The sequence below is a fragment of the Enterobacteriaceae endosymbiont of Donacia clavipes genome (assembly GCF_012570365.1).
GTDB lineage: Bacteria > Pseudomonadota > Gammaproteobacteria > Enterobacterales > Enterobacteriaceae.
In genome coordinates this window covers 2,146-5,373 of the sequence record NZ_CP046208.1, presented here as the reverse complement: position 1 = coordinate 5,373, position 3,228 = coordinate 2,146, and the positions used below count along the sequence as shown (strand labels likewise).

The window sequence follows — 3,228 nt, the reverse complement described above, 5'->3', positions numbered from 1 at the left end:
AAAATTATCCTGGTATTTACCTACTCTTACATGAGGAAACCTCATACTACCATCGGCACTACAATGTTTCACTTCTGAGTTCGGAATGGATTCAGGTGGTACCATTGCGTTATTTATACCAGGAATTTTTATTTATAAATATTATTAGAGTTAATTAATATTAAAACCTAAACGATTCTGGTGTTGTAAGGTTAAGACTCACGGGTGTTTATTAGTACTGGTTAGCTTAACATATTACTATGCTTACACATCCAGCCTATCAACGTCATAGTCTTTAACGTCCCTTAAGGAATTTTTATAAATAATTAATAAAAACTCAGGGAAGATTAATCTTAAGGTAAGTTTCGCACTTATATGCTTTCAGCGCTTATCTTTTCCGTATTTAGCTACCGGGCAATGCCATTGGCATGACAACCCGAACACCAGAGATACGTTCACTCCGGTCCTCTCGTACTAGGAGCAAATCCTTTCAATCTTCCAACGCCCACGACAGATAGGGACCGAACTGTCTCACGACGTTCTAAACCCAGCTCGCGTACCACTTTAAATGGCGAACAGCCATACCCTTGGGACCTACTACAGCCCCAGGATGTGATGAGCCGACATCGAGGTGCCAAACACCGCCGTCGATATGAACTCTTGGGCGGTATTAGCCTGTTATCCCCGGAGTACCTTTTATCCGTTGAGCGATGGCCCTGTCATATAGAAACCACCGGATCACTAAGACCTGCTTTCGCATCTGTTTGAATTGTCATTCTCACAGTTAAGCCAGCTTTTGCCTTTGTACTAACCTCACGATTTCCGACCGTGATTAGCTGACCTTAGTACTCCTCCGTTACTCTTTAGGAGGAGACCGCCCCAGTCAAACTACCCACCAGACACTGTCTCTAACCCGGATAACGGGTTAAGGTTAGAATAATAAATATTAAAGGGTGGTATTTCAAGATTGACTCAATATTAACTAGCGTCAATATTTCATAGTCTCCCACCTATCCTACACATTAATATTAATCATTCAATATCAAGCTATAGTAAAGGTTCACGGGGTCTTTCCGTCTTGCCGCGGGTATACTGCATCTTCACAGCAATTTCAATTTCACTGAGTCTCGGGTGGAGACAGTCTGACCATCATTACGCCATTCGTGCAGGTCGGAACTTACCCGACAAGGAATTTCGCTACCTTAGGACCGTTATAGTTACGGCCGCCGTTTACCGGGGCTTCGATCAAGAGCTTCTTAATAAATAATAACCCTCTCAATTAACCTTCCGGCACCGGGCAGGCGTCACACCGTATACGTCCACTTACGTGTTTGCACAGTGCTGTGTTTTTAATAAACAGTTGCAGTCAGCTATTATCTTAGACTGATTTCAGCTCTAAAAGTAAATTTTTTCACTTACAATCAGCGTGCCTTCTCCCGAAGTTACGGCACTATTTTGCCTAGTTCCTTCACCCGAGTTCTCTCAAGCGCCTTAGTATTCTCTACTTGACCACCTGTGTCGGTTTAGAGTACGATTTGATGTTATTTATAGCTTAGAGGATTTTCTTGTAAGCAGGGTATTAATTACTTCATACAATAAAGTATTTCGTCATTACGCCTCAATGTTAATAATTATTCGGATTTTCCTAAATAATTCATCTAAACGCTTAAACCAAGACAACCATCACCTGGCTAACCTAACCTTCTCCGTCCCCCCTTCGCAAATAATACCAAGTACAGGAATATTAACCTGTCATCCATCGACTACGCTTTTCAGCCTCATCTTAGGAATCGACTTACCCTACCCCGATTAACGTTGGATAGGAACCCTTAGTCTTTCGGCGAATAGGTTTTTCACCTATTTTATCGTTACTCATGTCAGCATTCGCACTTCTGATCTCTCCAATAAATTTCACAATTTATCTTCAACAATTTACAGAACGCTCCCCTACCCAATAAATAAATAAATAATTTATTGTCGCAGCTTCGGTGTATAATTTTAGCCCCGTTACATCTTCCGCGCAGGATGACTAGACCAGTGAGCTATTACGCTTTCTTTAAATGATGGCTGCTTCTAAGCCAACATCCTGGCTGTTTATGCCTTCCCACTTCGTTTCCCACTTAATCATAACTTAGGGACCTTAGCTAGCGATCTGGGTTGTTTCCCTTTCCACAACGGACGTTAGCACCCGCTGTGTGTCTCCCGTGATAACATTATTCGGTATTTGAAGTTTGCATCGGATTGGTAAGTCTGGAAGACTCCCTAACCGAAACAGAGCTCTACCCCCGAATATGAATTACACGAGGCGCTACCTAAATAGCTTTCGGGGAGAACCAGCTATCTCCCGGTTTGATTGGTCTTTCACCCCTAACCACAAGTCATCCGCTAATTTTTCAACATTAGTCAGTTCGGTCCTCCAGTAAGAATTACCAAACCTTCAACCTGCTCATGGTTAGATCACCGGGTTTCGGGTCTATATCTTGCAACTAAACGCCCTTTTAAGACTCGGTTTCCCTACGGCTTCCTTATACAGTTAACCTTGCTACAAAATATAACTCGCTGACCCATTATACAAAAGGTACGCAGTCACATTTTTTACAAAATGCTCCTACTGCTTGTACGTATATGATTTCAGGTTCTATTTCACTCCCCTAACCGGGGTTCTTTTCACCTTTCCCTCACGGTACTAGTTCACTATCGGTCAGTCAGTAGTATTTAGCCTTAGAGGATGATCCCCCTATATTCAAACAAGATTTCACGTGTCTCGTTCTACTCTTTGAAACTATAATTAGTATATTTTAACATACGAGACTATCACTCTGTATCGTATATCTTTCCAGATATTTCTGCTAATATAATAAATATGTATGTTTCTGGGCTATTTCCTTTTCGCTCGCCACTACTAAGAAAATCTCTATTGATTTCTTTTCCTCAGGATACTTAGATGTTTCAGTTCTCCTGGTTTGCTTCGTTATTCTATGTATTCAAATAACGATAATATATAATTAAATATATTAGGTTTCCCCATTCGGATATCATCGATTAATAATGTTTCAAATCAACTTATCGATGCTTTTCGCAGATTAGCACGTCCTTCATCGCCTCTGACTGCCAAGGCATCCATCATATACGCTTATTTACTTAACCTTACAACCCACAATCGTTTATAAAAAATTTAATATTAACTTATAAAATAATAAATTTTTAAATTTTTTAAAAGATAATTACCTAATTTTTAAAGAACAATAA

General features: G+C 40.3%; 2 rRNA genes. Both read right to left on the bottom strand.

Annotated features, from left to right (window positions below):
* Positions 1–7: 7 nt before the first annotated feature.
* A 5S ribosomal RNA gene (gene rrf, locus GJT92_RS00020) occupies positions 8–123 on the bottom strand.
* A gap of 64 nt (positions 124–187) precedes the next feature.
* A 23S ribosomal RNA gene (locus GJT92_RS00015) occupies positions 188–3,126 on the bottom strand.
* Between the last annotated feature and the right edge of the window lie 102 nt (positions 3,127–3,228).